Origin of the sequence: Isoptericola sp. F-RaC21, from assembly GCF_038593535.1 — a bacterium.
GTDB lineage: Bacteria > Actinomycetota > Actinomycetes > Actinomycetales > Cellulomonadaceae > Isoptericola.
The window spans coordinates 357,746-382,002 of record NZ_JBCFYX010000004.1 but is presented as its reverse complement, the minus strand read 5'-3'; the positions used below and the strand labels follow the sequence as shown (position 1 = coordinate 382,002).

General features: G+C 72.6%; 22 protein-coding genes. 14 read left to right on the top strand and 8 right to left on the bottom strand.

Going from position 1 to position 24,257, the window contains the following annotated elements; genetic code table 11:
- Window positions 1-15 precede the first annotated feature (15 nt).
- Window positions 16-1,359, bottom strand: coding sequence for an alpha-L-fucosidase (locus AAG589_RS16610; RefSeq protein WP_430568382.1), 1,344 nt, complete (start codon window positions 1,357-1,359; stop codon window positions 16-18).
- 173 nt (window positions 1,360-1,532) lie between these two features.
- Here AAG589_RS16610 and AAG589_RS16605 point away from each other — a divergent pair, with 173 nt between their 5' ends.
- The 5 genes from AAG589_RS16605 to AAG589_RS16585 all read left to right on the top strand — a co-directional run bounded on the left by AAG589_RS16605 (window position 1,533) and on the right by AAG589_RS16585 (window position 5,616).
- On the top strand, window positions 1,533-2,435 hold the full coding sequence (locus AAG589_RS16605; RefSeq protein ID WP_430568381.1) for an amidohydrolase family protein: 903 nt from the start codon (window positions 1,533-1,535) through the stop codon (window positions 2,433-2,435).
- A complete protein-coding gene (locus AAG589_RS16600) occupies window positions 2,432-3,208 on the top strand; it encodes an SDR family NAD(P)-dependent oxidoreductase (RefSeq protein ID WP_430568380.1) in 777 nt (258 codons plus the stop codon). The genes AAG589_RS16605 and AAG589_RS16600 overlap by 4 nt, the downstream gene beginning before the upstream one ends.
- Window positions 3,205-4,176: an aldo/keto reductase gene (locus tag AAG589_RS16595; protein ID WP_430568379.1), complete on the top strand. Its 972-nt coding sequence runs from the start codon at window positions 3,205-3,207 to the stop codon at window positions 4,174-4,176. The genes AAG589_RS16600 and AAG589_RS16595 overlap by 4 nt, the downstream gene beginning before the upstream one ends.
- 103 nt (window positions 4,177-4,279) lie before the next feature.
- Window positions 4,280-5,164, top strand: a complete 885-nt coding sequence (locus tag AAG589_RS16590; protein WP_430568378.1) for a fumarylacetoacetate hydrolase family protein — start codon at window positions 4,280-4,282, stop codon at window positions 5,162-5,164.
- Window positions 5,165-5,166: 2 nt separating this feature from the next.
- Window positions 5,167-5,616 carry an RbsD/FucU family protein gene (locus AAG589_RS16585; protein ID WP_430568377.1) on the top strand — a complete coding sequence of 150 codons (450 nt, stop codon included), beginning with the start codon at window positions 5,167-5,169 and terminating at the stop codon, window positions 5,614-5,616.
- A gap of 28 nt (window positions 5,617-5,644) precedes the next feature.
- On the opposite strand, the gene AAG589_RS16580 is transcribed toward AAG589_RS16585, so the two are convergent.
- The 3 genes from AAG589_RS16580 to AAG589_RS16570 form a co-directional block, all read right to left on the bottom strand.
- Window positions 5,645-6,352, bottom strand: coding sequence for a FadR/GntR family transcriptional regulator (locus AAG589_RS16580; RefSeq protein WP_430568376.1), 708 nt, complete (start codon window positions 6,350-6,352; stop codon window positions 5,645-5,647).
- A 138-nt stretch (window positions 6,353-6,490) separates the two neighbouring features.
- Window positions 6,491-7,117: a superoxide dismutase gene (locus tag AAG589_RS16575; protein WP_430568703.1), complete on the bottom strand. Its 627-nt coding sequence runs from the start codon at window positions 7,115-7,117 to the stop codon at window positions 6,491-6,493.
- Between the two features lie 103 nt (window positions 7,118-7,220).
- Window positions 7,221-8,543, bottom strand: a complete 1,323-nt coding sequence (locus AAG589_RS16570) for an enolase C-terminal domain-like protein (RefSeq protein ID WP_430568375.1) — start codon at window positions 8,541-8,543, stop codon at window positions 7,221-7,223.
- 164 nt (window positions 8,544-8,707) lie between these two features.
- Here AAG589_RS16570 and AAG589_RS16565 point away from each other — a divergent pair, with 164 nt between their 5' ends.
- Window positions 8,708-9,166 (top strand): DUF523 domain-containing protein, encoded by a 459-nt coding sequence (locus AAG589_RS16565; protein WP_430568374.1) that lies wholly within the window; start codon window positions 8,708-8,710, stop codon window positions 9,164-9,166.
- 111 nt (window positions 9,167-9,277) lie between these two features.
- Entirely contained in the window at window positions 9,278-10,183 is a 906-nt protein-coding gene (locus tag AAG589_RS16560) for a hypothetical protein (RefSeq protein ID WP_430568373.1), read from the top strand.
- Here AAG589_RS16560 and AAG589_RS16555 read toward each other — a convergent pair.
- A complete protein-coding gene (locus tag AAG589_RS16555) occupies window positions 10,180-11,184 on the bottom strand; it encodes a LacI family DNA-binding transcriptional regulator (protein WP_430568372.1) in 1,005 nt (334 codons plus the stop codon). The two genes, AAG589_RS16560 and AAG589_RS16555, sit on opposite strands and share 4 nt — an antisense overlap.
- A 121-nt stretch (window positions 11,185-11,305) precedes the next feature.
- Here AAG589_RS16555 and AAG589_RS16550 point away from each other — a divergent pair, with 121 nt between their 5' ends.
- The 7 genes from AAG589_RS16550 to AAG589_RS16520 all read left to right on the top strand — a co-directional run bounded on the left by AAG589_RS16550 (window position 11,306) and on the right by AAG589_RS16520 (window position 19,055).
- A complete protein-coding gene (locus AAG589_RS16550) occupies window positions 11,306-12,262 on the top strand; it encodes a glycoside hydrolase family 43 protein (protein ID WP_430568371.1) in 957 nt (318 codons plus the stop codon).
- A 35-nt stretch (window positions 12,263-12,297) separates the two neighbouring features.
- Window positions 12,298-12,990 carry a ThuA domain-containing protein gene (locus AAG589_RS16545; RefSeq protein WP_430568370.1) on the top strand — a complete coding sequence of 231 codons (693 nt, stop codon included), beginning with the start codon at window positions 12,298-12,300 and terminating at the stop codon, window positions 12,988-12,990.
- On the top strand, window positions 12,975-14,132 hold the full coding sequence (locus AAG589_RS16540; protein ID WP_430568369.1) for a Gfo/Idh/MocA family protein: 1,158 nt from the start codon (window positions 12,975-12,977) through the stop codon (window positions 14,130-14,132). Before AAG589_RS16545 ends, AAG589_RS16540 begins: the two co-directional genes overlap by 16 nt.
- 32 nt (window positions 14,133-14,164) lie before the next feature.
- A complete protein-coding gene (locus tag AAG589_RS16535) occupies window positions 14,165-15,337 on the top strand; it encodes an endo-1,4-beta-xylanase (RefSeq protein WP_430568368.1) in 1,173 nt (390 codons plus the stop codon).
- Window positions 15,338-15,434: 97 nt separating this feature from the next.
- Window positions 15,435-17,111, top strand: a complete 1,677-nt coding sequence (locus tag AAG589_RS16530; protein WP_430568367.1) for an ABC transporter substrate-binding protein — start codon at window positions 15,435-15,437, stop codon at window positions 17,109-17,111.
- 34 nt (window positions 17,112-17,145) lie between these two features.
- The gene (locus AAG589_RS16525) at window positions 17,146-18,123 is read left to right on the top strand and encodes an ABC transporter permease (RefSeq protein WP_430568366.1); all 978 of its coding nucleotides are present in this window, start codon (window positions 17,146-17,148) and stop codon (window positions 18,121-18,123) included.
- Between the two features lie 11 nt (window positions 18,124-18,134).
- A complete protein-coding gene (locus AAG589_RS16520; RefSeq protein WP_430568702.1) occupies window positions 18,135-19,055 on the top strand; it encodes a carbohydrate ABC transporter permease in 921 nt (306 codons plus the stop codon).
- On the opposite strand, the gene AAG589_RS16515 is transcribed toward AAG589_RS16520, so the two are convergent.
- The 3 genes from AAG589_RS16515 to AAG589_RS16505 all read right to left on the bottom strand — a co-directional run bounded on the left by AAG589_RS16515 (window position 18,995) and on the right by AAG589_RS16505 (window position 24,119).
- Window positions 18,995-19,522 (bottom strand): hypothetical protein, encoded by a 528-nt coding sequence (locus tag AAG589_RS16515; protein WP_430568365.1) that lies wholly within the window; start codon window positions 19,520-19,522, stop codon window positions 18,995-18,997. The two genes, AAG589_RS16520 and AAG589_RS16515, sit on opposite strands and share 61 nt — an antisense overlap.
- Window positions 19,522-20,169: a TetR/AcrR family transcriptional regulator gene (locus tag AAG589_RS16510; protein WP_430568364.1), complete on the bottom strand. Its 648-nt coding sequence runs from the start codon at window positions 20,167-20,169 to the stop codon at window positions 19,522-19,524. The genes AAG589_RS16515 and AAG589_RS16510 overlap by 1 nt, the downstream gene beginning before the upstream one ends.
- 122 nt (window positions 20,170-20,291) lie before the next feature.
- Window positions 20,292-24,119, bottom strand: a complete 3,828-nt coding sequence (locus AAG589_RS16505) for an Ig-like domain-containing protein (RefSeq protein ID WP_430568363.1) — start codon at window positions 24,117-24,119, stop codon at window positions 20,292-20,294.
- Window positions 24,120-24,257: the final 138 nt, after the last annotated feature.

Genomic DNA, 24,257 nt, shown 5'->3' with positions numbered 1-24,257 from the left:
CCCGGCCCGGCGCGGTCAGGCCTCGCCGAGGAACAGCTCCACCACCGGCACGGCGACGTCCGGCCGCGCGGTGGGCACGTGCAGCGTGAGCGTGCCGGGCGGCTGCCCGCCGGGGTTGGTGTTCCACGCCTTCTGGTCCGGGTCGGAGACCGACGTGCGCAGCTCGGAGCCGTCGTGCAGCAGCTGGGCGTACCGCACCCGGTCGGCGAGCCCGCGCAGGTGCACGTGCCCGAACGGCCAGGCGAACAGGTGCAGGTACAGGCGGTCGTCGCGCTGCGTGAGCACGACGCCGGGCGGCAGACCGGGCGCGACGGCGGCGGCGAGGTCCGGGTCGGCGGGGCCGGCGCCGCGGATCGCGCGCTCGTGCAGGCGCATCCACGACCCGAGGACGGCGAGGGAGGCGGCGTCGCGCGCGGGGATCGCGCCCCGCCCGTCGGGGCCGACGTTGAGCAGCAGGTTGCCGCCCTTGGACACGGTGTCCACGAGCATGCGCACCAGCAGGTCCGGGTCCTTGAACTTCGTGTTGTCCCGGTCGTAGCCCCAGCTGCCGTTGAGGGTCTGGCACGCCTCCCAGACGACGAGCTCGCCGTCGTCGCCGCGCATCGGCTCGGCCGGCTGGTACTGCTCCGGGGTGACGAGGTCGCCGGGGATGCCGAGGCGGTCGTTGACCACCGCCTGCGGCTGCAGCTCGCGCACCATGGCGAGCAGCCCCTCGGCGTCCCAGTCCTCGGGGCGCTTGCCGGGCCAGCCGCGCCTGTCGCGGGTGTCGGTGAAGTCGAAGAAGACGTAGTCGACCGGCCCGTACCCGGTGAGCAGCTCGCGCACCTGGGCGTGCAGGTACTCCCGGTAGCGGGCCATGTCGCGGCCCTCGTTGAGCGCGTGGGCGTCGGGGTCGTCCCGGCGCGGGTGGTCGGCGTCGATCACGTAGTCGGGGTGGTGCCAGTCCAGGAGCGAGTGGTACAGCCCGAGCCGCAGCCCCTCCTCCCGGACGGCCTCGGCCAGCTCGGCGACGAGGTCGCGTCCGCGGGTGCGGGCGATGGAGTAGTCGCTGACGGCGGAGTCCCACAGGGCGAAGCCGTCGTGGTGCTTGGTGGTCAGCACCACGTACCGCATCCCGGCGTCCTTGGCGGCACGCGCGATGGCACGCGCGTCGAACAGGTCCGGGTCGAACACCTCGGCGTAGCGTGCGTACTGCTCGACGGTCATGCGCTCGAAGCTCATCACCCACTCGTGCCGGGCGGCCGCGGAGTAGAGGCCGAAGTGCACGAAGAGGCCGAAGCGGGCCTCGGTGAACCATGCTTGCTCGGGGGCTTGCTCAGGGGCCCGCTCGGGGCGCAGGGGCGGGGCGGCCGTGGTCATGCGGATCACTCCTCGTCGAGCGGGCGGTCCGGCGGCGAGCCGGTCGAGTCGGGCACGTAGAGATATGACGTCTGCGCGCGCGATCTGAGGATACGCGGTGCGGTCGGGGCTGGCGCAAGCGGCTGAGGCGCCTATACATTGGATGAATCAGTCCGCAGGCCGAGGGAGTCCGGATGTCCGACGTCGTCGTCGACGCGCACCACCACCTGTGGGTCCGCGCGCGGCACCCGCAGGACTGGATCGACCCGGTGAGCATGGCCGCCATCGACGCCGACTTCACGCCTGCCGACCTGCCGGCCGCCGCCCACGGCGTCGACGCCACCGTCGTCGTGCAGAGCGTGAGCACCTGGTCCGAGACCGAGGACCTGCTCGACGTCGCCGCCTCGCCCGAGGGGCGCGCGGCCCGCGTCGCGGGCGTGGTCGGGTGGGCCGACCTGTTCGACCCGGCGCTCGAGGACCGCCTCGCCGCCCTGCGGGAGCTCCCGGGCGGCGACCGCCTCGTCGGCATCCGTTCGATGGTGCAGGCCGAGACGGACCCCGGCTACCTCGACCGCGCTGACGTGCACGCCGGGATCGCCGCCGTCGGCGCGGCGGGCCTGCCGTTCGACCTCGTGGTCCGCGCGGACCAGCTCGCGTCGTGCGCGCGCCTCGTGGCGGCGCTGCCCGGCACGACGTTCGTGCTCGACCACCTGGCCAAGCCGCCGATCGCCAGCGGCAGCCTCGATGCCTGGCGTCGCGACCTGGCGGCGCTCGCCGCCCGGCCGAACGTCGTCGCGAAGCTGTCGGGCCTGGTCACCGAGGCGCGGTGGGACGACTGGACCGTCGCGGACCTGCGCCCCGTGGCCGACCACGCCCTCGACGTCTTCGGGCCGGACCGCCTCCTGCTCGGCAGCGACTGGCCCGTCTGCCTGCTCGCGTCCGGCTACGGGCGCTGGCTCGCCGCCGCCGACGAGCTGCTCGCGGCCCTCTCGGCCGACGAGCGCGCCGCCGTGCGCGGGCGCACCGCAGTCACCACCTACGGGCTCGACACCTCCGGGATCGACGTGCCCGCCACCACCACGAAGGAGAGCTCGTGAGCAGCACCCAGCTTCCGCCGGAGTTCGCCGGCATCCGCGCGATCGTCACCGGGGGCGCGTCCGGCATCGGCGCGTCCGTCGTGCGCGCCCTGCTCGCCCGCGGCGCGCAGGTGGTCGCGATCGACCGCACGCGCGACGGCGTCCCCGAGGGCGCGGGCGCCCAGGTCGCCGACGTCACCGACGACGCCGCGGTGCGCGCCGCCGTCGAGGGGGCCGCCGCCGAGATGGGCGGCATCGACGTCGTGGTGAACAACGCCGGGATCGGCGCGCAGGGCACCGTGGCGGACAACGACGACGCCGAGTGGCTGCGGGTGCTCGACGTCAACGTGCTCGGCATCGTGCGGGTGACGCGCGCGGCGCTGCCGCACCTGCGCGCGTCGGAGCACGCGGCCGTCGTGAACACGGCGTCGATCGCGTCGTGGTCGGGGCTGCCGCAGCGCGCGCTGTACTCCGCGAGCAAGGGCGCCGTGCAGGCGCTCACCCTCGCGATGGCCGCCGACCACGTGCGCGAGGGAATCCGCGTGACCTGCGTGAACCCCGGCACCGTGGACACCCCGTGGGTGGGCCGGCTGCTCGACGCCGCGCCCGACCCGGCTGCCGAGCGCGCCGCGCTCGAGTCGCGCCAGCCCACCGGGAAGCTGGTGAGCCCGGAGGCCGTCGCGCACGCCGTCTGCTACCTCGCGAGCCCGCTCGCCACCGCGACCACCGGCACCGCGCTCGCCGTCGACGGCGGCATGCACGAGCTGCGGGTGCGCCCGCCGGAGCAGCCGTGAACGTTCGGCTGACGAGCCTCGGGTACGGCGCCGCGCAGGCGGGCAACCTGTACCGGCCGACGACGGACGCCGAGACGCAGGAGGCGTTCGACGCCGCGTGGGACGCCGGCGTGCGGTACTTCGACACCGCGCCGCACTACGGGCTAGGGCTGTCGGAGCGGCGGCTCGGCGCGAGCCTGGCCGGGCGGCCGCGCGACGAGTACGTGGTGTCCACGAAGGTGGGGCGGCTGCTCGTGCCGTCGCCGGAGACGGCGCACCTCAAGGACCCGGACATGTTCGACGTCCCCGCCGACGTGCGCCGGGTCTGGGACTTCTCCCGCGACGGCGTGCTGCGGTCGCTGGAGGCGAGCCTGGAGCGCACCGGCCTGGACCGCGTCGACGTCGTGTACCTGCACGACCCGGACGACCACGAGGAGCAGGCGTTCGCGGAGGCGGTCCCCGCGCTCGTGGAGCTCCGCGAGCAGGGCGTCGTCGGCGCGATCGGGGCGGGGATGAACCAGTCGGCGATGCTCGCCCGGTTCGTCGCCGAGGCCGACGTGGACGTCGTCATGTGCGCCGGCCGGTTCACGCTGCTGGAGCAGCCCGCGCTCACCGACCTGCTCCCCGTCGCCGCCGAGCGGGGCGCCGCCGTCGTCGTCGCCGGGGTCTACAACTCGGGGCTGCTGGCCCGCGACGTCGTGCCGGACGATGCGACGTACGACTACGCGCAGGCCCCGGCCGCCCTGCTCGACCGCACCCGCCGCATCGCCGAGGCGTGCGCCGAGCACGGGGTGACGCTGCCGCAGGCCGCGCTCGCCTACGTGCGCACGCACCCGGCGGTGGCGAGCACCGTCGTCGGGCTGCGCACCGCCGACCAGGTGCGCCAGGCCGTGGACCGGCACGCCGCCGTCGTCCCCACCGACCTGTGGACCGACCTCGTGGGTCGGGGCCTACTCGACCCCGAGGCCCACCCCGACGCCTTCGCCTGACCGACGCGGCCCTGACATCCGCCCGCATGACGGGACGGATGTGACCGGGCAGCGATACGGGCGCATGATCGAGGCGCCCCCCCAGAGAGAACAGAGGACACCGATGCAGCTGCTCCGCCTGGGCCCGGTGGGCCAGGAGATCCCCGCCGTCACCCACGACGGCACGACCTACGACCTGCGGCCGCTGACGGCCGGCACCGGAGGCGACCTCGACGGTCGCTTCCTCGCCGCCGACGGCGTCGCCCGCACCCGCGCCGCGCTCGCCGCGGGCGAGCTGCCCGTGCTGGAGGGCGCGGACGGCCTGCGGGTCGGGGCGCCGATCGCGCGGCCGACCGCCGTCGTGTGCGTGGGCCAGAACTACGCCGCGCACGCGCGCGAGTCGGGCGCGGAGCCGCCGCGCCTGCCGATCATCTTCTTCAAGCACCCGAACACCGTCGTCGGCCCCGACGACACGGTGCCCATCCCGCCCGGCGCCGACAAGGTCGACTGGGAGGTCGAGCTCGCGATCGTCGTCGGGAAGCGCGCCAGCTACCTGTCGTCCGTCGACGAGGCGCTCGAGCACGTCGCCGGCTACACGGTGGTGGACGACGTCAGCGAGCGGACCTGGCAGCTCGAGGACTCCCTCGGGCAGTGGTCGAAGGGCAAGTGCGGCCCGGCGTTCCTGCCCACCGGCCCCGCGCTGGTGCCCGCCGACGAGGTGGACGCCGGCGACCTGCGACTGCGGTCGTGGGTCAACGGCGAGCCCCGCCAGGACTCGTCGACGGCGGACATGATCGCGGGCGTGGCCCAGATCGTGCACCACCTGTCGCAGTACATGGCGCTCGAGCCGGGCGACCTGATCTGCACCGGCACGCCCGAGGGCGTCGCCCTCTCCGGCCGTTTCCCGTACCTCGCCGACGGCGACGTCGTCGAGGTGGAGATCGACGGCCTCGGCCGCCAGCGGCACGCGTTCGCCGACGCCCCCGTCCCTGCGACGGCCCAGGCCTGACCGTGCTGCGCTACGAGCTGTTGCACCCGGGCCTCGTCACGGCGCTCGCCGTGGCGGGGCACGGGTCGCGGGTGCTGCTGGCGGACGCGAACTACCCGCACTCCACGGGCGCCCGCCCCGGCGCGGCGCGCGTGCACCTCAACCTGCGGCCCGGCCTGCTGACCGTGGACCAGGTGCTCGAGGTGCTGCTCGACGCCGTGCCCGTCGAGTCCGCCGCCGTCATGGTGCCCGGCGGCGTGGCCGGCGACGTCGTCGCCGCGGGGGAGGAGATCCCCGCCCACACCGGCTACCGGGAGATGCTCGGGCCCGACGTCGGCTGGGACGAGCTGGACCGCTTCGCGTTCTACGACGCCGCCCGGTCGGACGACGTCGCGCTGCTCGTCGCGACGGGCGACCAGCGCGTCTACGCCAACCTGCTGCTCACGATCGGCGTCCGCACCCCCGCGAGGTAGTCCGGGAACTACCTCGGCCAGGTTCGAACTACCTCGCGTCCGACTCGGTCGCCTCGGGGCCGGGGAGCGTCTCCTCGACGTCGAGGAGGTGCGCGGCCATGCGCACGCGCGCGGCCTCCGCGTCGCCGGCGGCCAGCGCCCGCCAGACGGCCTCGTGGTCGCGCTGGGTGCGCTCCTCCGCGCCTTCCTCGTGCCGGCCGCGCCAGAGGCGCTCGCGGGACGTACGGCCGGCGATGGCCTCGACGAGCGCGGTCACCACGGGGTTGCCGCCCTGGTCGGCCACGATCCGGTGGAAGGCGGTGTCGGCCTCGATGAAGGCGGCGTGGTCGACCTCGTCCTGCGCGAGCGTGCGGGCGGCCTCGTCGAGGACGAGGCGCGCCTCCTCGAGCGCCTCGGGGGTGATGCGGTGCGCCGCGAGCCCGGCGGCCTCGGTCTCCAGCACCCGGCGGACGGCGTGGAACGGGCGTGCGCTGGTGTCGCCGTGCAGGTCTACGACGAACTGCAGGGACGACATGAGCCGGGCGGGGTCGAGGCTGGTCACGTACGTGCCGTCGCCCTGCCGGGTGTCGAGCACGCCGAGCACGGTGAGCGCGCGCACGCCCTCGCGCAGCGACCCGCGGGAGACGCCGAGCCGGTCGGCGAGGTCCTTTTCCACGGGGAGCCGGTCGCCCGGCCCGAGCTCGCCGTCGGTGATCATCCGTCGGACGCCGGCGACGACCTCATCGGTGCGGGACATGCCCTGGATTATGGCCCAGTTCGCCGCCGGCCGCACCGATTCCTCTGATGAATCCGGGGGACGCGCTGTGAGCGGGCGTTTGGCCCTGCTTCCGTCGGGAAACAGGGCCAAACGCCCGCTCACAACACCGGGGTGTCGTCAGGCGGGGACGATGAGCCCGGCGGTCTGGGTGCGGGCGCGCTGCAGGCGGGCGGCGACGTCCTGCCAGTTGGCGATGTTCCAGACGGCCTTGACGTAGTCGGCCTTGACGTTGAGGTAGTCGAGGTAGAAGGCGTGCTCCCACATGTCCAGCATGAACAGCGGGGTGATGCCGACGGGCACGTTGGCCTGCTGGTCGAAGAGCTGGAAGATGGCGAGGCGCTGGCCGATGGCGTCCCAGCCGAGCACGGCCCAGCCGGAGCCCTGGATGCCGGTGGCGACGGCAGCGAACTGGGCCTGGAACTTGGCGAAGTCGCCGAAGTACTCCTTGATGGCCTCGGCGAGCTCGCCCTCGGGCTGACCGCCGCCCTCGGGGGACAGGTTGTTCCAGAACACGGTGTGGTTGGTGTGGCCGCCGAGGTTGAACGCGAGGTTCTTCTCGTGCAGGTTCACCGCGGCGTTGTCGCCGGACTCGCGGGCCTCGGCCAGCTTCTCCAGGGCCGTGTTGGCGCCGGTGACGTAGGCCGCGTGGTGCTTGTCGTGGTGCAGCTCCATGATCTTGCCGCTGATGTGCGGCTCCAGGGCGCTGTAGTCGTACGGCAGGTCGGGCAGGGTGTACACGGACATCTCGTTCCCTTCGACGGTGCTGGTGTCGTTGCTGGTCACGCTACGACCTGAACCCTTGTTGAGGTCAACGTGTTCCGGGCCAACGTGTCCCAGGTCACCACGGTCACGCGGTCCACGCCACGCCGTCGGGGAAGCGGAACTCCGCCACGGACCCCGGGCGCATCTGCGTGGAGTACCCGGGCGCGCTGGGCACGACATACGACACGCCCTCGCCGGCGTCCTGCACCACGCACGGGTCGGTGAAGTGCTCGTGCAGGTGGTCGACGAACTCGGTGATGCGCCCGTCCAGCGACCCCGAGACGGCGACGTAGTCGAGCACCGACACGTGCTGCACCATCTCGCACAGGCCGACGCCGCCGGCGTGCGGGCAGACGGGCACGCCGAACTTCGCGGCGAGCAGCAGCACCGCGACGATCTCGTTGAGGCTGGCGAGCCGGCCGGTGTCGAGCTGGCAGTAGTCGGTCGCGCCGGCCTGGAAGAGCTGCTTGAACATCACCCGGTTGTGGCAGTGCTCGCCCGTCGCCACGCGCACGGGTGCGACGGCCTCCCGGATCGCGGCGTGGCCGAGGACGTCGTCGGGCGACGTGGGCTCCTCGATCCACAGCGGGTCGAACCCCCGCAGCGCGCGGACCCACTCGATCGCCTCGGGCACGTCCCACACCTGGTTGGCGTCGATCATCAGCGTGAGGTCGGGCCCGAGCTCCTCGCGCGCGATGCCGAGGCGGCGCACGTCGTCCTCGAGCCGGGCGCCGACCTTGAGCTTCACGTGCCGGTAGCCGGCGTCCACGGCCTCCCGGGTGAGGCGGCGCAGCTTGGCGTCGTCGTACCCGAGCCAGCCCGCCGACGTCGTGTACGCGGGGTAGCCGCGGTGTTCGAGGTGCGCGATGCGCTCCGCCTTGCCCGGCTCGGCGGCGCGCAGGATCTCCAGCGCCTCGTCGCGGGTGAGGGCGTCCGACAGGTAGCGCAGGTCGGCGACGTCGACCAGCTGCTCGGGCGTCATGTCGGCGAGCAGTCGCCAGACCGGCTTGCCGGCGCGGCGCCCGGCGAGGTCCCACGCGGCGTTGAGCACGGCGGCCAGCGACAGGTGCACCACGCCCTTCTCGGGGCCGAGCCAGCGCAGCTGGCTGTCCGCGGTGAGGTCGCGGTAGACGCCGCCCATGTCGCCGACGACCTCGTCGACGTCGCGCCCCACCAGGCGGTCGGCCTGGTGCCGGGCGGCGAGGGCGACGACGTCGGTGCCGCGGCCGATGGTGAACGTGAGGCCGTGGCCGGCCAGCGGCTCGCCCGCGGCGTCCGTGGCGTCGGTGCGCAGGACGACGTAGACAGCCGAGTAGTCGGCGTCTGCGTTCATGGCGTCCGATCCGTCGGCCGTGCGGGAGGTCGGGAAGCGGACGTCCGTGATCTCGACGTCGGTGATGGTCGGCATGCGCACCTCTTCGTGGCGATGGACGGAGAAAGATCGGATGACTGCAGTCAATCTAGCCCGGGTGTGGACGGTGCGGCAACGATGCGGCCCTGCGGCCGCGGCGAAGTGATCCGAGGACTGGGGCGATGTGCTCCCGCCGCGACCGGCGTCGTACCGTGGGGCGCATGCCCGAGCGTCCCGTCCTCGTCAGCGCCTGCCTCGCCGGGGTGCCGTGCCGGTACGACGGCCGGGCCAAGCCGGACGCCGCCCTCGTCGCCGACGTCGAGGCGGGGCGCGCCGTCCCGGCGTGCGCGGAGGTGCTGGGCGGCATGGACACCCCGCGCCCGGCCGCGGAGATCGTCGGCGGGGACGGCCACGACGTGCTCGACGGCGCGGCGACGGTGCGCACGGTCGACGGGGAGGACGTGACCGCCCCCTTCGTGCGCGGCGCCGAGGCCGTCGCCGATCTCGCGGCCTCCCACGGGGTCACGACGGCGGTGCTGCAGGCGCGCAGCCCGTCGTGCGGCTGCGGCCGCATCTACGACGGCTCGCACACCGGCGCGCTCGCCGACGGCGACGGTGTCGTCGCGGCGCTGCTGAGGCGTCGCGGGCTGGACGTCGTCGCGGTGCGGGGCACGAGCTGACCCGCGCTGAAGCTTCTCTGTCGGCGGCGCCGCTCGCGCCCGGCCGGGCTCGGCAGCGGCCGTCCCCCCGGAAGGCTGGCGCTCGGGGCGGCGATCCGCCAGGATCGTCGCGTGCTCGACGCCGAGGGCAAGCCGCCGCGTCGCAAGACCGGCCTCGTCATGAAGATCCTGGGACTGACCGCGCTCCTCGCGGTCGTGCCCACGATCGCCACCATCTACGTCGTGAACACCCTGGTCGACGAGTCCGTGAGAGCCGACGGGGTCCTGCGGGGCGCTCTCGGCGGGTTCGTCGCGGACGACGGCGAGGCACTGGCTGCTGAGCTCGGGGAGCGCGTCGCGATCGGGATCGCGGACGACGTCGAACCCTCCTACGACGAACCCGCCGACGCGGCCGCCATCGTCCAACGCCGCGCCATCGTGTCGCCGCGGCTGCCGGAAGTCGCCGCCGGTGTGTCCATCTCGGTAGTCCCCCTGGCCTGGCACGGGTCCTCCGGCGACCAGGAAGGGGCGCTGATCGACCTCGCCGTGTCGGTCGACGTCGCACAGATCGACAGCGTCATGGGAGACGCAGGCCGCGACGCGGGGAGCTCGAGGACCTGCTGGCGGTACGCGGTCCGGGCGCCGGACCCGGACGACATCGCCGACTACGACGAGGTCGACTGCCCGGGGGACCTGTCACCTGCGCAGCCCTCGCCGACCCCGCTCCCGTCCCTCGGCGTCGAGGAGAGCGACGAGGTGCGACAGGTGCTGGACGAGCTCCCCGACGGAGCCGGCCCCGAGGACGCGGAGGCGGCCCTGCGGGCAGTCTTCCCGGGTGTCGACGTCGTCCGGGCGGAGCGGGCGGCGGACGAGCTGGTCGCGGCCGTGGGCGTCACCCAGGCGCGCGACTGCATCGTGGCGGTGCGGCCGGACGGCGGGCACACGTGGCGGTTCACCGCCTTCGACAAGGTTCTCGTCGAGCCCGGAGAGCTGGGTTGCACACCGAGCCTCTACACGGTTCCGGTCTCCACCCACTAGACGTCGGGCCGCGTCGAGCCCCGCTCCACCAGGCGGACCGGGGTGGTCACGTGCTCGCGCGGCGCGTCGCTGCCCGCCATCCGTCGCTCGAGCAGGCGCACCGCGGTGGCGGCCACGACGTCGTAGCCGGGGTCGACGGAGGTGATCCCCGGCGGGACGAAGCGCGACACGTCGAGGTTGTCGAACCCGGCGAGCTGGACCTGGTCGGGAACGCTCACGCCGCGCTCCGTCAGCGCCGCGAGGGCGCCGAACGCCGCGGTGTCGTTGACGGCGAAGACGCCGTCGAACGGCACGCCGTCGTCGAGCACCCGGCCGACCGCGTGGTGCGCCGCCTCGGCGGTGAAGTCGTCCAACGACACCACCAGGTCCTCGTCGGGGGTCAGGCCCGCCTCCCGGTGCGCCTCCGCCCAGCCGGCGCGGCGGTCGGACTCCATGCCGGTGGACGGCTCGACGCTGCCGCCGAGGGCGAGCACCCGGCGGGCGCCGCGCTCGAGCAGGTGCGCCGTCGCGAGGCGGGCGCCCCCGACGTTGTCGAGCCGGACGTGGTCGAACCGCGCGGGCACCTCCCGCTCGCCCAGCAGCACGATCGGGGCGGAGGCCGGCACCCGGTCGAGCTCGTCGCCGTCCAGCCCGGCCACCGAGAGGAAGACGCCGTCGTACATCTGCAGGCGCGGGACGCTCAGCGACTCCATCTCGCTTCGGGCGTCGGCGCTCGTGCGCTCGAGCACGAGGTGCCGCCCGCCGGCCTCGATCAGCGGGGCGATCCGGTCCGCGACCTCGGCGAAGTAGTCGTGGAAGCTCGGCACGATGAGGGCCACGGTGTCCGTGCGCCCGGCGCGCAGGTGGCGGGCGGTGAGGTTCACCTCGTACCCCAGCGACTCCACCGCCGCGAGCACCCGGTCGCGCGTCGGCTCGCCCACGCGCTTGCGGCCGGTGAGCACGTTGGAGACGGTCATCATCGACACGCCCGCCTCGCGCGCGACGTCGCTCATCGTGACCATGCGGCACCTCCCGGGGTGATCCTGCCAGGCCGTCGCCGCCGCCGTCGTGCCGACCTTGACGGTGCCGGGGAGCCGTGTCAGGGTCGTGGCGGATTAACGATAAACCAGAAGGGTCCCGACGATGCGCGCCGACGATCCGTACGGCTATCTCCTGGTGCACTTCGTGGAGGACAGCGCCGGGCACGGGGAGCGCGTGCACCTCAGCCTCAGCGAGGGCGACGACCCGCTGCGCTGGCGCCGGCTCCGCGGCGGCGAGCCGTTGCTCGAGAGCCGCGCCGGCACCACCGGGGTGCGCGACCCGCACGTCGTGCGCCGGCCGGACGGCACCGGGTTCCACCTCGTGGCCACGGACCTGCGGGTGTGGCGGCCGGAGGGCCCGGACTGGGAGGAGTTCCGGCGGCACGGCAGCCGGGACGTCGTCGTCTGGGACTCGCCGGATCTCCTGACGTGGTCGGAGCCGCGGCTCGTGACGGTCGCGCCGCCGCACGCCGGCATGGCGTGGGCGCCGGAGGCCTTCTACGACGAGGACACGGGGGTCTTCGTGCTGCACTTCGCGGCCGCCCTGTACGTGGAGGACGACCCCGCGCACGAGGGCCCGTGCGTGCCGCGGATCATGACGACCACCACCCGCGACTTCCGCAGCTTCACGCCTGCCGAGCCGTACCTGGAGCTGCCCGGCGGGGTGATCGACATGACGGCGGTGCGCGCCGGCGGTCAGGTGCACCGCTTCGCGAAGCAGGACGACGCCGCGCCCGGGTCGTGGCAGGTGTTCCACCAGGTCGGGGCGTCGTTCTTCCACCCCGCGTTCCGGACGCTCGCGACCGGGCTCGGGCAGGGCTTCGGCCCGGCGGTCGAGGGGCCGCTGGTCTTCCCCACGCACGACGGCCGCCGGTGGTACCTGTGGGTGGACCAGTACGGGACGCCCCCGCAGGGGTACCGGGCGCTGACCACGACCGACATCGCGTCGGGGGAGTGGGTGCCCGTGCCGGACGACGAGCTGCACATACCCCCGCACACCAAGCACGGCGCCGTGCTCCCGCTCCAGCGCGGCGAGTGGAAAGGGCTTGCTCGGCTCTGAAAGGGTCGGCGGACGACACACGACGAAGGAGACGTATGACGCGACGAGCGCTCGTGGTGCGCGGCGGATGGGACGGCCATCAGCCCGAGGCAGCTACGGACCTGTTCCTCCCCTTCCTGCGCGAGCAGGGGTTCGAGGTGCGGGTCGAGACGGACAACGAGGTGTACGCCGACGCCGACACGATGGCAGCGACCGACCTGGTGCTGCAGTGCGTGACGATGTCGCAGATCAGCGGCCCCGCGCTGCAGGGGCTGCGCGCGGCGGTCGAGGCGGGCACCGGCCTGGCGGGGTGGCACGGCGGCATCGCCGACTCCTACCGCGCGAGCTCGGACTACCTGCAGCTGGTGGGCGGGCAGTTCGCGACCCACCCGGGCAAGGAGCCGCACCTGCGGCAGGGGGACGCGAGCGACAACTACCTGCGGCACACGGTGGAGCTCACCGATCTCGGCCGGGAGCACCCCGTCACCGCCGGCCTGGACGACGTCGAGCTCGAGACCGAGCAGTACTGGGTGCTGCACGACGACCTCATCGACGTCCTCGCCACCACGACGCACCCGGCGCCGGAGTGGCACCCGTGGCACCGCCCGGTGACGTCGCCGGCGGTCTGGACGCGGCAGTGGGGCGCGGGGCGCGTGTTCGTCGCGACGCCGGGGCACTCGGTGGACGTGCTCGAGAACCCGACCGTACGGACGATCGTGGAGAGGGGGCTGCTGTGGGCGAGCCGGTGAACGAGGCGTCGGGCGAGGTGGGCATCGGGATCGTGGGGCTCGGCGTCATCTCGCGCCAGTACCTGGACACGCTGGCCGGTCACCCGCGGGCGCGGGTCGTCGCCGTGACGGACCTGGACCGGGCGCGGGCGGAGGCGGTCGCCGCCGAGCTGCCCGGCGCGCGCGTGGCCCCGGACCTCGACGCCCTCGTCGCGGACGACGAGGTGTCGGTCGTGCTGGACCTCACGACGCCCGGCGTGCACGCGCACGTCGCGAAGGCCTGCGCCGCGGCCGGCGTCGACCGCTACGGCGAGAAGCCGCTCGCGGTGGACCTGGAGGCGTCGCGCGAGGTGATGGCCGCGGCGCAGGCGGCGGGCACCCGCGTGGGCTGCGCCCCGGACACCGTGCTCGGCACGGGCGTGCAGACCGCCCGGGCCGCCGTCGCCGAGGGGCGGATCGGCACGCCGACCGCCGCCGTCGCGACGTGGGTCTCGCCCGGGCACGAGGCGTGGCACCCGCAGCCCGACTTCTACTACGCGCCCGGCGGCGGCCCGCTGCTGGACATGGGCCCGTACTACCTCACGAGCCTGGTGCAGATCCTGGGGCCCGTGGCGTGGGTGCAGGGCGCGGCGTCGCGGTCGCGGGACGAGCGCACCATCGCCTCCGGGCCCCGCGCCGGCGAGCGCGTGCCGGTGCAGGTCGCCACGCACGTGACCGGAGTCCTGGGCCACGCGAGCGGTGCGCTGTCCACCGTGACGGTGAGCTTCGACGCGGTGGGCTCGCACTCCAGGCCGATCGAGGTGCACGGCACCGAGGGGTCGCTCGTCGTGCCGGACCCCAACCGCTTCGACGGCGATGTGGAGCTGCGGACCCTCGGCGGCCGTGAGTGGGAGGTGCTCCCTCCGAGCGCCGGGTTCGAGGGCGCCGGTCGCGGCGTCGGGCTGCTGGAGATGGTCGGCGCGGCGGGCCTCGGCGACGCGCCGCCCGCCCCGCGCGCCGGCGGCGACGTCGGGCTGCACGTCATGGAGATCATGACGGGCCTGCTGGACTCCGCCGACTCCGGCCGGCGCGTCGAGCTGACCAGCGCGCCCGAGGTGCCGCCGCTCGTGCCGCTCACGTCGGAGGCGGCCTGGCACGGTGGCCGCGGCGCGGGGGCCGTGTGACCGGTCTGGAGCACCGCCGCACACGGTCGACCGTGACCCTGCGCGGGTCGGACGGCCTGCCCCTGGCGCACCAGGACGTGACGGTGCGCCAGGTGCGGCACGCGTTCGAGTTCGGCTGCGCCGCCTTCGAGGTGGCCGACGCGGACGCGGCGTACCAGGACCTGTGGCTCGGGCTCTTCGACACCGCGACGCTGCCCGTCTACTGGGGGCGGTACGAGCCCCGCCCCGGGGAGACGGCGCTCGCGGACCTCACGGCCGCGGCGCGCTGGCTCGCCGACCGGGGGGTGCGCCTCAAGGGGCACCCCCTGGTGTGGCACACCGTCAAGGCGCCGTGGGTCGACCGTCTGCCGCTGGACGAGGCCGAGCGTCTGCTGCGCGGCCGCGTGCGCCGGGAGGTGCGCGACCTCGCGGGTCTGATCGACACATGGGACGCCATCAACGAGGTGGTGATCATGCCGCGGTTCGACAACGAGCCGGACGGCGTCCCCAACGCGGTCAGCCGGCTGTGCGCCCGCCTCGGGCGCGTCGAGATGGTGCGGTTGGCGGTGGACGAGGCGCGCGCCCAGGGCACGTCGCCGCGGCTGCTCGTCAACGACTTCGACCTGGGCGCCGAGTACGAGCGGCTGATCGAGGAGCTGCTCGAGGCCGGGGTGCGGATCGACGCGATCGGGCTGCAGTCGCACATGCACCAGGGCGCCCGCGGCGCCGACGAGCTCCTGGAGATCTGCGATCGGTTCGCCCGGTTCGGGCTGCCGCTGCACTGGACGGAGACGACGCTCGTCTCGGGCGACCTCATGCCGCCCGACGTCGTGGACCTCAACGACTTCCAGCCCGCCGAGTGGCCCTCCATGCCGGAGGGCGAGGCGCGCCAGGCCCAGGACGTGGTGCGGCACTACATGACGCTCGTGTCCCACCCGGCAGTCGAGTCGATCACCTACTGGGGGATGGGCGACGGCGGCGCGTGGCTGGGCGCGCCGGCGGGGCTGGTGCGCGCGGACGGCACGCCGAAGCCGGCCTACGACGCGCTGCGGTCGCTGGTGCGCGGCGCGTGGTGGACGGACCCGGCGCCGGCGCGCACCGACGCCGAGGGTCGGATAGAGGTCGAGGGCTTCGCCGGCCGGTACGAGGCGCGCTGCGGCGCGGGCTCGGCGACCGTCGACCTGGCGGTCGGCGAGCACGCCGTCGAGGCGCGTCTCGCGCGCTGACTCTCGTGAGACAGGGGTTGACGGGCCCCGAGCAGGGCTCTAGTTTAACGCTAAAATCGCTCGGGCAGTGCGGCTCGGGTTCTCGAAGGGGAGACACATGACGCGTGATCTGACGCCGCGGGCGCACCGTCGGCCATGGCAGCTCGGCACGGCGGCGCTCGCCGCGACCTCGATGCTCCTCCTCGCCGCCTGCGGCAGCGACGAGGGCGAGGAGGACGGGGCCGGGTCGGAGAACACCGCGGGGTCGATGACCGACTTCGCGGCCGACCAGCAGTTCACGGCGACCGAGCCGCTCGACTTCTCGATCCTGTGGACCGACTGGCCCGACCTGCCGATCAAGGACTCCTGGCGCCTCTTCGACGAGATCGAGAAGCGGACGAACGTCACGCTCGAGCCCACCAACATCCCGTTCAGCGACGCCACCGAGAAGCGCAGCCTGCTCATCAGCGCGGGCGACGCGCCGCAGATCATCCCGCTCGTGTACACGGGCGAGGACGCGCCGTTCGTGTCGTCCGGCGCGGTGCTGCCGATGAGCGACTACGTCGACCTCATGCCGAACTTCCAGAAGTACGTCGAGGAGTGGGACCTCGGCGACATGATCGACAACCTCCGCCAGGACGACGGCAAGTACTACATGGTGCCCGGCCTGCAGGAGGTCTCGGTCCCGGTCTTCTCGATGATCATCCGCAAGGACGTCTTCGACGAGGTCGGCGCGAAGACGCCCGAGACCTGGGACGAGCTCCGCGACGCCCTGGCGAAGATCAAGGAGAAGCACCCGGAGTCGTACCCGCTCGCGGACGGCTTCGAGGGGCAGTCGCTGCTCAACTACGCCGCGCACGCGTTCGGCACGGTGGGCGGCTGGGGCTTCGGCAACGGCACGTTCTGGGACGAGGGGGCCGGCGAGTTCAGGTACGCCGCGACCTCGGACGGCTACCAGGAGATGGTCGAGTACTTCCACGGCCTCGTCGAGGACGGGCTGCTCGACCCGGAGTCGCTCACCGCGTCGAACGACGGCAGCGGCGGCGGCGACGTCTCCGAGAAGGTGGCGAACAGCGCCGTCTTCGCCGCCTCCGGGTCCTCGGGCACCGTCGAGGAGTTCCGCACCGCGCTGAAGGCGGCCGACCCCGACGCCGACGTCGAGCTGATCCAGATCGCCCCGCCCGGCGGGCCTGCCGGCCAGGTCGTGGAGCCCCGCAACTTCTGGCACGGGTTCATGCTGAGCGCCGAGGCCAAGGACAGCCCGAACTTCGTGGCCATGGTGCAGTTCCTCGACTGGCTGTACTACAGCCCCGACGCGCGCGAGATGCTGCGCTGGGGCATCGAGGGCGAGACCTACACCAAGGACGCCGACGGCACGATCACGATCGACCCCGACTACTCGCTCGACGCCTTCAACATCAACCCGGACGGCAAGACCGACCTGCAGAAGGACCTCGGGTTCTCGACGTTCCTCGCGGAGTCGACCGAGTCGCGGGCGCTCAAGGAGTCCTACAGCTCCGAGCAGTTCGTCGAGTACATGGACACGGTGCTCGAGACCAGGACGCCCCGCGACCCGTTCCCGCCCGCGCCGCTGGACGACGCGGAGCTGGAGCAGGCGTCGCTGCTGGCCACCCCGCTCAAGGACACCGTGGACACGAACACGCTCAAGTTCATCCTCGGCGACCGGCCGCTGTCGGAGTGGGACGCCTACGTGGGCGAGCTCGAGGGGCAGAACCTGCAGGGCTACCTCGACCTCGTCAACGGGGCGCAGCAGCGCTTCGCGGCGAAGAACTAGCCCTGGCCTCCGGGAGCTCACGAAGGAGCGACGCATGAGCGTGACGTTGGATCGGGCGGCGGCCGGGCCCGCCACCGTGCCCGACGGACCCGTGGGCACGCGGCCCGCCCGCCGGTCGTGGCGGCTGACCCTGCGCCGCGACTGGCAGCTGTACGCCCTGGCCGTCGTGCCGGTGCTGTTCCTCGTCGTCTTCCGCTACGTGCCGATGCTGGGGAACGTCATCGCGTTCCGCCAGTTCCGGCCCGGCGGGAGCATCTTCGGCGAGCAGTGGGTGGGCCTGCGGTACGTGGACATGTTCATCCACGACCCGACGTTCTGGCACGTGTTCGCCAACACGGCGATCCTCGGCGGGCTGACGCTCGTGGTCTGCTTCCCGTTGCCGATCGTGCTGGCGCTGCTCCTCAACGAGGTGCGCAAGAAGGCGTTCAAGCGGACCATCCAGTCGATCTCCTACCTGCCGCACTTCCTGTCGCTGGTGATCGTGGCGGGCATGGTCATGCAGCTGCTGTCGCTGCAGGGCACGGTCAACCAGATCATCGAGGGGCTCGGCGGCCAGGGGATCCCGTTCCTGCAGCGGGCGGAGTGGTTCCGCACGATCTACGTGGGTTCGGAGGTCTGGCAGACCGTCGGCTGGGGCACGATCCTCTACCTCGCCGCGCTGACCACCGTGGACGGGTCCCTCTACGAGGCGGCGCGCATCGACGGCGCGAACCGGTGGAAGCAGACCTGGCACGTCACGATCCCGGGCATCCGCCCGACGATGATCACGCTGCTCATCCTCAACATCGGCACGTTCCTCAACGTCGGCTTCGAGAAGGTCCTGCTGCTCTACAACCCGCTGACGTATTCGACGGCCGACGTCATCTCGACGTACCTGTACCGGGTCGGCCTGGTGTCCAACAACCTCAGCTACGCGGCCGCCATCGGCCTCTTCCAGGCGTGCATCGGCCTGGTGATGGTGCTGAGCGCCAACTTCATCTCGCGACGAGTGGTGGGAGCAAGCCTGTGGTGACGCAGAGCGGGATGTCGCTACCCGGCGGCCTGGCCCGGCCAGGGAAGCCGGTCGGGGCGCGGGACACCCGGGGGTACCGGGCGTTCACGGTGTTCAACACGGTGGCGCTGGTGGTGGTGTCGCTGTTCATGCTCTACCCGTTCGTCACCGTGCTGGCGCAGTCGTTCAGCAGCCCGGGGGCGATCAAGGCCGGCCTGGTGAGCTTCTGGCCGGTGGGCTTCAACCTCGACACCTACCACGCGGTGGCGCAGGACCAGATGTTCTGGACCAGCTACCGCAACACGCTCGTCTACACGCTCGTCGGCACGACGATCGCGATGGTGCTGACCACCACGTTCGCGTTCGTGATCTCCAAGAAGCACCTGCGCGGCCGCGGGGTGCTCATCGGGATCGCCGTCTTCACGATGTTCTTCAACGGCGGCCTGGTGCCGAACTACGTGCTGATCTCGTCGCTCGGGCTCAAGAACACGATGTGGGCGGTCGTGCTGCCCGGTGCGGTGTCGGTGTTCAACCTGCTGGTGATGAAGTCGTTCTTCGAGAACCTCCCCCAGGAGCTGGAGGAGGCCGCGCAGATCGACGGCCTGGGCTGGTTCGGGATCTTCGGCCGCATCGTGCTGCCGCTGTCGAAGGCCGTGCTCGCCACGATGGTGCTGTTCTACTCCGTGGCCTACTGGAACGACTGGTTCGCCGCGTTCCTGTACCTCGACAAGAACGACCTGTTCCCGGTCACCCTGTTCCTGCGCAACCTCATCGCGGGCGCCTCGACGACGGCGTCCGAGGGCGCGGCCGCGGTCGGGGCCACCACGCAGGCCGTGTCGGCGAACATCCAGGCGGTCACGATGATCCTCACGATCGTGCCGATCCTGTGCGTCTACCCCTTCGTCCAGAGGTTCTTCGTGTCGGGCGTGATGCTGGGCTCGGTCAAGGGCTGACGGGCCCGGGCGGCGCGCGCCACGACGAGGTTCTGCACCAGCAGCGAGATCCCGAGCGCGAGCAGCACGCTGCCCTCGGTCACGGCCGGTGCGGCGTCGAGCCGCGCGCCGGCGCCGGCCAGCGAGAAGCGCAGGGCGACGGAGACCACCCACAGCACCACCGTCAGCCCCGTGTAGCGGTACTCGACCCTCCCGGCCGCGCCGCGCTCCACCTGGACCGTCGCGCCGCGCGCCACGCCGAGCCCGACCGTGAGCACGAGGTCGGCGAGGGCGACGACCACGGTCGCCCCGACGCTGCCGGTGCCCGCGGCCACCCACGGCACCAGCAGGAACGCGCCGACCAGGACGACGACGCACGGGCCGACGACGAGGCGGCGTACACGCACCGGGCGCGCGCGCAGCCGCACGAGGACGATGACCGCGAGCGTCACGAGGCCCACGAGGACCTGCGGGGGGAGCTCGTCCATCAGGACTCCTCCTCGGCGACCAGGTGCGCCGCGACGGCTCGGGTGAGCGCGTCCCGGAAGTTCTCGGCGCGCCGGGGGTCGTCCGGGTCGTGGCCGAGCGCCGACTGCCAGGACCGCCCGCCGAGCGCGTAGCCGTAGGCGCCCGCCATGCCCAGCAGCAGGACGGCCTCGACCCGGTCGCGGGACGGCACCCGCTCGGCGGGCAGCGCGGCGCGCAGCCCGGCCTCCATCGTGTCCGCGATGCCCGCGAGCCCGCCGGCGGCGATCGTCCCGTGCTCCGGGTGCAGCGCGGACCAGGTCCACAGGCGCAGGTACTGCTCGTCCGCGAGCGTGGCGAAGACGACGTCGAGCATGCGGGCCGCGTACGGCACGCCGGCGTCGTCCCGCACCCGGGCCAGGACGCGCTCGCGATGGCGGGCGTCCTCCTGGCGCAGCACCTCCCGGACGAGGCCGGCGTACGTGCCGAAGTAGTGGCTCACGAGCCCGCGGGTCACGCCGGCGGCCCGGGCCACACGCGCGAGCGTGACGCCGTCCGGGCCGTGCTCGGCGACGAGCGCCGTGGCGGCGTCGAGGATCTCCTGCCGTGCCTGCTCGGGGGAGCGGCGCCGGCGCCGGGGCGGCCGTGCCCCGCTGTTGTTGGCGCTCACGCCAACAAGATAGCGAAGGGACGCGCCGAGAGAGCCTGTCGAAACCCCGTTGCGGTGATTGAGCCTGTCGAAATCCGTGCACCGGGATTTCGACAGGCTCAATCAGCCGGGTTTCGACAGGCTCAACCGGCGGTGGGGGCGATGCTCATCTCGCCCGCGGGGCCCTGCCGGTACGCGGTGAAGTACCCGTCGCCGGCCAGAGGGCTGTCGGCGGTGTCGTCGAGCCAGCTCCACACCGGCTCGCCGTCGACGCGCAGCACCACGCGCGTGCCGCCCTCCACGTCGACCGCGCCGAACGTGACCTCGTGGGTCGAGCTCGGCTCGATCACCGTGTTGGGGAACGTGTCGACCATGAAGACGGCGGGGCTCCACCGCTGCATCTCGATGACGTCCTCCTTGATCACCACCAGGTAGCCCGAGCTGCTGTTGGTCCACACCGGGTCGCCCGCGGTCTTCGACCGCACGGAGAACCCGAACCAGCCGCCGTTGAACGCGCCGACCGTGGTGTCGAACCGGAGCAGCTCGTCGCCGAACTGCTTCGGCGCGAGGCTCCAGGCGCCGCGTGGCGCCAGGTGGGCCGCGCCGTCGGCCACCGTCACCCCCTCGCCCGGGGCCCAGGCCGCCGGGTCGAGGATCTCGGCGCCCAGGTCGGTCACCGGGTGGTCCGCCGCCTGCACGGTGACGGTCGACGACGCGGCCAGGTCGGGCACCGCCGTCGACGTCGCGGTGATCGTCGCGGTGCCGGCGCCGACGCCGCGGACCACGCCCTGGGCGTCCACGGTCGCGACGGCCTCGTCGCTCGACGTCCACTCCAGCCCGGTGCGGGTGGCGTCCGCCGGCGTGAACGACGGCGCGACCGGGTGCGTCTCGCCCGGCTCGATCGTCGCCTCGGACGGCGCCAGCGTCAGCCCGTCCGGGTCGACGCCCACGAGCGAGAACCGCACGTCGTCGAGGTCCAGCGACGCGAAGCCCTGCACGTAGAAGCCGACCTTGCCGGCGGCCTCGGGGGCCGGGTTGGCGCCCTTCACGACCTCCGCGCCGTCGAGCAGCACGCGGACGCCGCCGGCCGTCACCACGACCCGCACGTCGTACTGCGTGCCCGGCTCCAGGCCCTCGCCCGCGGGGAGCGTCGTCTCCTGCACCGTGCCCCACGCGGAGTCGAAGATCGTCCACGTCGAGCCGGCCGCCGCGTGGCGGTAGCGGACGTACCCGCCCGGCGTGCTGCCGGTGCGGTCGTAGACGAGCAGCTGGCCGCCCTCCGGCACCTGGGCCGGCGTCGTCACGGTGAAGTCGAGCGCGTACTCGGAGAACGAGCGGCCCAGCTGGGCGTTGGCGCCGTTCTTGATCCGGTAGACGTGGTCGCCCGTGCCGTCGTCGACGATCGCGCGGTTCGGGTCGGTGGGCCAGCCGTTCGCCCCCGTCTCGAAGTCCGTCGAGTGCAGCACCCCGTCGCCGGCGGCCACCGTCACGGTCATCTCGTCGCGGATGCCCGCGTCGGCCTTCGCCTCCGCGGTCACCGTCACCTCGCCCGGCCCGACGGCGGTGAGGATCCCCGCCGCGGTGACGGCCGCGACCTCCGGGTCGCTGGAGGTGTACGTGACGGCCTGCTGGGTCGCGTTCCACGGCACCGCCTGCGCGGCCACGGAGACCTCGTCGCCGAGGGTGACCGACAGCTGGTCCGCGGGCAGCGCCAGCGACTCCAGGGCCACGCTGTCCGGCGTCAGCGACTGGCCGACGTGACCGTCGGTGCCGATCTCGCCGAACGGGATGGCCTCGAAGCCGGGGATCTGGTCGAAGACGGCGGAGTCCTCGCGCAGCGTGTAGTCGCCCTTCGCCGCGTCCACGAAGCCCGGGTCGTCGTCCGTCACCCAGTTGGCGTCGTCGCCGGACCCGTAGTTGAGCAGGTTCTTCGTGTCGAGCGCGCCGTGCGCGTTGACGTCCGGGTTCCGGGCGCGGTCCGGGTTCCACACCACGTTGCGCGCGAACGAGCTGTGGTCGGGGAAGTAGTGGTTGTCCTCGAAGAAGTGCGCCAGCTCGGGGTACTTCTCCAGGTACGGCGTGCCGACGAAGTCGTCGTTGTCGGCGAACACCTTCTTCCAGTCCTCCATGTAGTGCGAGTCCACGGAGTTGCCCGGCCCGTCGCCCATCCACTGCGTGTAGTTGTCGTAGGGCACCTTGGTGTCGACGAACACGTTGTTCACGGCGTCGATGTAGTCGGCCGAGCCGGACTTGATCGCGTCGTTGCCCATGTCCACGAACACGTTCTGCTCGATGTTCAGGTCCCACGTGAAGTTGTCGGCGTAGATGCCCTCGACGCCGTCCTTGCCCAGGCCGATGTCGTGGAAGTAGTTCTGCCGGAACACGTGCCCGCGCTGCTGCGGCGTCTTGCCCGAGTTCATGTAGATCGCGCCGAGGTCCTGGAACGTCTTGCAGACGTCGTAGACCTCGTTCTGCTCGAACAGGTGGTCGTTGCCGTGCACGATGACGCCCGGGTGCGGCGCGTCGTTGATCTCGTTGCCGCGCGCGACGTTCCCGACGCCGTCGAACATCACGCCCGGGTTGTAGGCCTTGTGGTAGTAGGCGAAGTCGTGGATGTGGGAGTTCTCCACGCGGTTGCGCCCCGGCTCCAGGGTCTTCTTGTCGCCGCCCTGCAGCACGATGCCGACGCCGCCCACGTGCCGGATGTCGCTGGACACCACGGCATGGTCGCGGCCGCCCCGGTTCACCGGGATGCCGTCGTAGGTGTACCGCCCCGGCGAGTTGATCGACACGCCGCCGTCGGCGAAGTTCTGGATGTCGCTGTTCGAGATCGTCACGTGGCTGCCGCCGAGGATGACCGCGCCCAGCGCGCGCCCGTACTCGAGGACCAGGTCGTCGAACGTCACGTACGACGCGCCGTCGGTGCGGATCATCGGCTCGTCGAGCGTCGTGACGACCGGCGCCCCGCGCTCGGCGAGGAACGACGCGTTCGGCACCAGGTAGAGCTTCCCGACGTCGCGGTCGATGTAGTACTCGCCCGGCGCGTCGAGCTCCTCGAGCAGGTTCTGCACGAAGTGGAAGTCCGGGTACCAGGTCTTCATGAGGCCGGACATCTCGCCGTACCGCAGCGTGATGGTGCGCGCGTCGGTGTCGATCGTGTCGACCTTGTTGTACGACCACTCCCAGCTCTGGCCGAAGATGCCGTCCAGCCAGACGTCCTTCGCGTCGCCCCAGTACTGCGGGCGGTCGTAGGAGTAGCTGAACGTGCCGCCGCGCTCCTGGAGGTCGGCGTCGTCCTTGGTGGGGCCGGGGTCGACGATCTTGTTCATCTGGACCGTGTCCTTCGCGGCGCCGGCGTTGGGCCAGCGTGCGAGGGTCATGTCCTCGCCGTCCACGTACAGCTCCATGGGCGGCGTCGTGCTGACGTCGTTGGCCTTCCAGTAGCCGTGCCGGCTGAGCTGGCCGTAGTCGTCGATGCCGAGCTCGCGCAGGTCGATCTGCAGGACGTCGTCGCGCGCGGACGTCTCGATGATCCGGTCCAGCACGGCCTGGTCGGTCACGGGGGAGAAGCCGTCGTAGGGCAGCTCCTTGCCGCCCGAGAGCGTGGCCCGCTCGCCCGGGTAGGAGCGGTAGGTGATGGGGGCGTCCGCGGTGCCCGAGTCCTCCTCGCCGAGGAGGAAGGACTCCGAGCGCTCGTACGTGCCCTCACGGAGGTAGACGGTGACGCCGCGGTCCGGCAGCCCCTCGTCGGCCTTGAGCGCGCGGATCGCGTCGCGGGCGCCCTCGAGCGTGCGCAGCGGCTGGTTCTCGCTGCGGCCGCTCGCGTCGTCGTCGCCGTCGGGGGAGACGAAGAACGTCGCCCCGGCCTTGGACTGCGGTGCGGAGTGCGGGGGTGGTTCGGCGTGGGCCGCCGTCTGGGTCCCTGCGACGAGCAGGGACGTCAGCAGCAGTGCTGACAGTGGTCGCTTCATTGCGAGTGCTCCGACCTCTCGTGTGGTCACGGGTAGTCGGGTGCGACGCAGGGTGCGGCGCGCCCGGATCGTCAAGCACCGGCAGGCTACATTAATCGATAATCGCTGACAATGAGGTGACGGCGGCCCCGACCCGCT

What these genes read in the sequence shown, in the direction of transcription:
- AAG589_RS16610 (WP_430568382.1), bottom strand. Translation starts at nt 1,359, where the DNA reads ATGACCACGGCCGCCCCGCCCCTGCGCCCCGAGCGGGCCCCTGAGCAA.
- AAG589_RS16605 (WP_430568381.1), top strand. Translation starts at nt 1,533, where the DNA reads ATGTCCGACGTCGTCGTCGACGCGCACCACCACCTGTGGGTCCGCGCG.
- AAG589_RS16590 (WP_430568378.1), top strand. Translation starts at nt 4,280, where the DNA reads ATGCAGCTGCTCCGCCTGGGCCCGGTGGGCCAGGAGATCCCCGCCGTC.
- AAG589_RS16580 (WP_430568376.1), bottom strand. Translation starts at nt 6,352, where the DNA reads ATGTCCCGCACCGATGAGGTCGTCGCCGGCGTCCGACGGATGATCACC.
- AAG589_RS16575 (WP_430568703.1), bottom strand. Translation starts at nt 7,117, where the DNA reads ATGTCCGTGTACACCCTGCCCGACCTGCCGTACGACTACAGCGCCCTG.
- AAG589_RS16570 (WP_430568375.1), bottom strand. Translation starts at nt 8,543, where the DNA reads ATGCCGACCATCACCGACGTCGAGATCACGGACGTCCGCTTCCCGACC.
- AAG589_RS16565 (WP_430568374.1), top strand. Translation starts at nt 8,708, where the DNA reads ATGCCCGAGCGTCCCGTCCTCGTCAGCGCCTGCCTCGCCGGGGTGCCG.
- AAG589_RS16555 (WP_430568372.1), bottom strand. Translation starts at nt 11,184, where the DNA reads ATGGTCACGATGAGCGACGTCGCGCGCGAGGCGGGCGTGTCGATGATG.
- AAG589_RS16550 (WP_430568371.1), top strand. Translation starts at nt 11,306, where the DNA reads ATGCGCGCCGACGATCCGTACGGCTATCTCCTGGTGCACTTCGTGGAG.
- AAG589_RS16545 (WP_430568370.1), top strand. Translation starts at nt 12,298, where the DNA reads ATGACGCGACGAGCGCTCGTGGTGCGCGGCGGATGGGACGGCCATCAG.
- AAG589_RS16530 (WP_430568367.1), top strand. Translation starts at nt 15,435, where the DNA reads ATGACGCGTGATCTGACGCCGCGGGCGCACCGTCGGCCATGGCAGCTC.
- AAG589_RS16525 (WP_430568366.1), top strand. Translation starts at nt 17,146, where the DNA reads ATGAGCGTGACGTTGGATCGGGCGGCGGCCGGGCCCGCCACCGTGCCC.
- AAG589_RS16520 (WP_430568702.1), top strand. Translation starts at nt 18,135, where the DNA reads ATGTCGCTACCCGGCGGCCTGGCCCGGCCAGGGAAGCCGGTCGGGGCG.
- AAG589_RS16515 (WP_430568365.1), bottom strand. Translation starts at nt 19,522, where the DNA reads ATGGACGAGCTCCCCCCGCAGGTCCTCGTGGGCCTCGTGACGCTCGCG.
- AAG589_RS16505 (WP_430568363.1), bottom strand. Translation starts at nt 24,119, where the DNA reads ATGAAGCGACCACTGTCAGCACTGCTGCTGACGTCCCTGCTCGTCGCA.